Annotated in this window: 9 protein-coding genes; all 9 read left to right on the forward strand. The window is 46.9% G+C overall.

What is annotated here, in order from left to right:
- Positions 1–904: GvpL/GvpF family gas vesicle protein (locus KKH67_16130; GenBank protein ID MBU1320704.1), on the forward strand; the 904-nt coding region annotated here is incomplete at its 5' end.
- 33 nt (positions 905–937) lie between these two features.
- Entirely contained in the window at positions 938–1,714 is a 777-nt protein-coding gene (locus tag KKH67_16135) for a GvpL/GvpF family gas vesicle protein (GenBank protein ID MBU1320705.1), read from the forward strand.
- Positions 1,698–1,922 (forward strand): gas vesicle protein GvpG, encoded by a 225-nt coding sequence (locus KKH67_16140; protein MBU1320706.1) that lies wholly within the window; start codon positions 1,698–1,700, stop codon positions 1,920–1,922. The genes KKH67_16135 and KKH67_16140 overlap by 17 nt, the downstream gene beginning before the upstream one ends.
- Positions 1,923–2,019: 97 nt before the next feature.
- A complete protein-coding gene (locus tag KKH67_16145; protein MBU1320707.1) occupies positions 2,020–2,283 on the forward strand; it encodes a hypothetical protein in 264 nt (87 codons plus the stop codon).
- A 22-nt stretch (positions 2,284–2,305) separates the two neighbouring features.
- Positions 2,306–3,118 (forward strand): GvpL/GvpF family gas vesicle protein, encoded by an 813-nt coding sequence (locus tag KKH67_16150; protein MBU1320708.1) that lies wholly within the window; start codon positions 2,306–2,308, stop codon positions 3,116–3,118.
- Positions 3,111–3,371, forward strand: a complete 261-nt coding sequence (locus KKH67_16155) for a gas vesicle protein (protein ID MBU1320709.1) — start codon at positions 3,111–3,113, stop codon at positions 3,369–3,371. Before KKH67_16150 ends, KKH67_16155 begins: the two co-directional genes overlap by 8 nt.
- Positions 3,356–4,177 carry a GvpL/GvpF family gas vesicle protein gene (locus KKH67_16160; GenBank protein ID MBU1320710.1) on the forward strand — a complete coding sequence of 274 codons (822 nt, stop codon included), beginning with the start codon at positions 3,356–3,358 and terminating at the stop codon, positions 4,175–4,177. The genes KKH67_16155 and KKH67_16160 overlap by 16 nt, the downstream gene beginning before the upstream one ends.
- Positions 4,174–4,515, forward strand: a complete 342-nt coding sequence (locus tag KKH67_16165) for a gas vesicle protein K (protein MBU1320711.1) — start codon at positions 4,174–4,176, stop codon at positions 4,513–4,515. Before KKH67_16160 ends, KKH67_16165 begins: the two co-directional genes overlap by 4 nt.
- A gap of 9 nt (positions 4,516–4,524) precedes the next feature.
- Positions 4,525–4,783, forward strand: a 259-nt coding sequence (locus KKH67_16170; protein MBU1320712.1) for a hypothetical protein, incomplete at its 3' end; no start/stop codon positions are given.

Genomic DNA, 4,783 nt, shown 5'->3' on the forward strand with positions numbered 1-4,783 from the left:
GACAGTGGACTACACAAAAATAGGCAGAGATGCCGTAGCGAGACTCCTGATAACACATCAGAAAGTCATTGAACGGATCATGGATTTAGGCTATACAGTTTTGCCTATGAGAATAGGGACATTTGCTGAAGATGAGGCCGAAGTCATCGATGTTCTTCGCAAAGGATACGATCTCATAACCAGTACTATGCGGAAAGTGGTCGATAAAGTAGAAGTCGACATAGTGGCTACCTGGAGTGACCTGACCTCGATCATAAAAGAGGTCCAGGAGGAGAAAGAAATCAAGGAGTTTAGAGAACAGCTCTTGGCGAATCCCAAGGCGATGACCGTAGATGACCAGATGAAGGCTGGATTGATGGTTCAAAAGGCCTTGGACAAGAAGAGAGAATGTTACGCCATCCGAGTACGGAGCGAGCTCAAGGCTGTTAGCGAGGCTGTCCGTGAGCATGACCTCATGGATGATAAGATGGTGGCGAACTGCGCCTTTCTGCTGGAGAAACTGAAACAAGAGGAGTTCGACAAGACCGTGGAAGAGTTGAATGCTCGATTTGGGGAAAAGCTGAACTTCAGATGCGTTGGACCGCTCCCACCATACAGTTTCTATACATTGGACGTGAGAAGGATGCAATACGAAGATTTGGATTGGGCTAAGAAAAGACTCGGATTGGGTGATTTCACAACCAGCGAGAGGATCACGAAAGCCTATCGCAAAGCCGCGTTCTCTTCCCACCCTGATCACAACCCGGATGCACCCCAAGCAGAAAGGGAGCTTGCTGATGCAACCAAGGCCTACGAGATACTTACTGATTATGGCCAGGCCTGCGAACAGCGGGACAGCAAGGACAAATACTCTTTCTGCAAGGAAGATTTTGAGAAGAATTCGATCCTGATCACCGTTAGGTGAAGCTTCCCAGGGTCAAGCAGGGACAGGTGGAATATGGAAAAAGAAGGTAAGTACATATACTGTATAATAGAGTCAGATACACCTCAGTCGTTCGGCGCAACAGGGATCGGTGGAAGAGGTGACGAAGTACACACCGTTTGCTCCAATGGATTGGCAGCAGAGGTGAGCAACTCCCCCATCAAGAAATATCCTGTCTCAAGAGAAAACTTGCTGTGTCATCAACGTACTGTCGAAGAGGCCATGAAGACTCATACAGTTTTGCCGGTTAAATTCGTTACTATTGCCAAAGATGAGCAGCAAGTAAAAATGATATTGGAAGCAGAACATGATAAATTTATGGATTTGTTCAAGAAACTCGATGGGAAAGAAGAACTAGGACTGAAGGCAATCTTCAAAGAGGATGTTATCTATGATAAGATCCTCGGAACATATCACGATATAAAGGCGGCGAAAGAGGGCATCGCATCACTCTCCCCTGAAGAGAGGCACCATCAATTGATAGAGGTCGGACGGCAGGTTGAAGTCGCTCTGCAAAAAGAGAGAGAGATTTGCGCAGAGGCTATTTCAAGTGCTCTTGTACCTCTATCAGTCGACATGAAGGTAAATGATACATACGGTAGTATGATGATTCTCAATGCTGCCTTCCTGGTGGAGAAGTGCAGAGAAGGAGAGTTTGACGAGAAGGTGGAGGAACTGAACCAGAGATTCGGCGACGCAGTATCATTTAAGTATGTTGGCCCGGTGCCTGCATGTAATTTTGTTAATCTTGTAATTGAGATGGAGAAATATCCGAATGGCATTTCTGCTTGATGACATCTTGCTTGCGCCGGTAAACGGTGTAGTATGGCTGGGCCGGAAGTTTAACGAAGTCGCGCAAAAGGAATACTCCGGACAGGATTGCATTAAAGAGCAACTCATGGAACTGCAACTCAGGTTTGAAGTGGACGAGATTGGCGAGGAGGAATACGGCAGTCGGGAGAAGGAGCTCCTGGAGCGATTGGATGCTATCAACGAATAGCTTACATTCGATGAGTAATACAAGGCTGAAAGTCTTGATGATATCACAGTGATCGACGGCACACCCTAACCCTTCCAGAAGACAAGGGGGCGATCCAATGCCTAATGTAGAGGAAGTAGGAAAAGCAGTTGTTGCTTTTCTGCAAAGAACTCACAGTGCAAGAGAAGTGAAGGTAATCAAGGTCGCAAAGGTCGGCGATGGATGGGAAACCGATGCGGAAGCGTATGAAGACAGTTCTTTCCTAAAATCCTTGGGCCTTCCAACAAAAGTGCAGGACAGGAACGTCTACACTATTAGACTCGGCAAGGATTTGGAAATTGAATCCTACGAACGAATGGATCAGCCGATGCAAACGGATTAGCTTTCAAGAGGTGTGAAGCAGTATGACTGAGGATTCTCTCATATACTTGTATTGTGTTGCAAAAGAAGTGCCACAACTGACAGACATAGAGCATTTTGCCGACAGCCTCTATTCCGTGTGCCACAAAGCGCTTCATGCCGTGGTCAGCAAAGTTGGGGAAAGCGAATTCAATGAGGAGAATCTGAAGAGGAATCTGGCCAACCCTGACTGGGTTAGGGCAAGAGTAACTGATCATGAGAGGATAGTAGAGGGAGTCATGCAAAGTGCTTGCGTAATTCCCTTTAAGTTCGGAACCATATTCAGGACCGAAGACAGACTCAGGACAATGCTCGCAGAGCATGCATACGATCTGGTACACACTTTAGAGAAGCTAGAGGGCACAGAGGAATGGGGAGTAAAGATTTTCTGTGACAGAGAGAAACTGGAAAAGAGTCTAATCACGGAAATCGAGGGACTCTCGCAGATAGATAAACTGATCAACTCTTCCGCCCCCGGAAAGGTCTTCTTTCTGAGGAAGAAAAGGGAAGAGTTGATCAACTCGGCAGCAAAGGAAGCCATCAGGAAATGTGGTCAAGATAGTGTTGATATGCTTGGCCGCAAGAGTATCGCCATACGAAGGAATGAATTGCTGCCAAGAGAAGCCACGCCAGGAAGAGATGAAATGATTCTAAACGTTGCCTTTCTGGTAGAGAAAAGCAGGGTTACACGATTTCTACTAGTGCTTGATGATCTAAAGGTAAGATATAGCCATAAAGGCTTGAGCTTCGATTGTACCGGCCCCTGGCCGCCGTATAATTTCTGCCAGCTCTCAGAAGGAAAAGTGCAGCATGGATGATCTGGTCACTCAATCAGAACAGGTAACTCTCTTAGAGGTTCTTGATAGAGTATTGAATAAAGGCGTAGTCATATCCGGAGACATCGTCATCTCCGTGGCTGATGTGGATCTTGTCTATTTGGGGTTGAAGGTTCTGCTTAGTTCGGTGGAGACCATGGAACGCCTAAGAGGAGCACCAATTAGAGGGCTCATCCGGAGCCAGCATAACGACCCGCTCGATCAGTCTGAGCCAATGGAATGGCCAGTAGTATGAACATATACATCTACGGCATAATCGACTCCAGCGATGAGTTAGGCGAGTCCATTCATGGATTGGACGGATCTGAAATCTACAATATTCCTTATCGTGATATAGGGGTGGCGGTAAGTGATCTGGATGGGAAGATGCGGGACATTACCCAGGGCAGAGCTGTGGAACATGGGCGTGTTGTGGAGAGGCTAATGACAAACTGTACCGTTTTGCCGGTCAAGTTCTGTACCGTCCTCGCTATCCGAGAAGATGTTCTTTCTATGATGAAGGACAACTACGGTGATTTCAAGCGCGACTTGGAAAGACTTCGCAACAAAGTGGAGTTCGGGGTGAAAGTCATCTGGTCCGGAGAAGCGATAAGAGAGCGTGTGGCCGTTACCCATAGTGGAGGAAATGCCACAGTCAATGGATTAGCTGATTCACCGGCGAAGCGTTTTCTAACGAAAGCATACAGCAGCTACAAGACAGATAGGGAACTCGAGGAGAAAGCGGAAAGATATGTTGCAGCTCTGGATCACTTGCTGAGTCAGGTTGCTGTTGAAAAGAAGCTCGAACGACTGAAAACCGACAATCTGCTCTTGAACGCGGTTTACTTGGTTGACAGAAACAGGCAAAACGATTTCAAGGAGGCGTTCGAGAACACTAAGCGTATCTACGGGAATCTTAAGTATTTGTTTAGCGGTCCCTGGCCTCCATACAGCTTTGTCAGCCTATCTGGGAGGCTTCATCCGCTAAGACATTCTGCGTCTGAAGAAGTACTTGAGACAGCGTTGCAGCATGAACCTGGTCCGCAAGGCGATTTGATATGACAATGAATAGAACTGTCGAGACAGATATCCCTGAGACGTTCATCAAGGAGATAGGAAAATCGCAGGCTGCTATCGGCGAGAGAATTGATGCCAACCCTGCAAATGTAGAGAAGGGAATGGCAAAACTCGTCCTGACAGTCGTAGAGTTGATCAGAAAGCTAATGGAAAAACAGGCAATGAGAAGGGTAGAGGGAGGCACTCTCACCGATGAGGAGATAGAAAGAATTGGCGAGACTTTGATGAAATTAGAAGACAAAATGCAAGAGCTGAAAGAGGTATTTGGCCTTAAAGACGAAGAGCTCAATCTCAATCTAGGACCACTGGGAGATCTGATATAGGTGGACAGGATGCGTGAAGTAGTAGAGCCCGTGATAGGCTGCATTACATTTCGAGAACAAGAACGAATATTAAGGGATATTACGGACAGAATCAACCTGGCCGGAGGAGCACAAGACAGAATTAGATTAGCCAAGAACTTGAACAGAGAAGTGGATGTGCTCGTCTCTTGTCCGGCCTACGACAATGAGACCTTTGATTGCAGGAATTGCCGTTTTGTTTCGAACTTGCGCAGAAAGACAGCAGCAGTGTTCATGAGGCTCGATGCGA

It is taken from the genome of Candidatus Zixiibacteriota bacterium (assembly GCA_018820315.1).
In the GTDB taxonomy this organism is placed as follows: domain Bacteria; phylum Zixibacteria; class MSB-5A5; order JAABVY01; family JAHJOQ01; genus JAHJOQ01.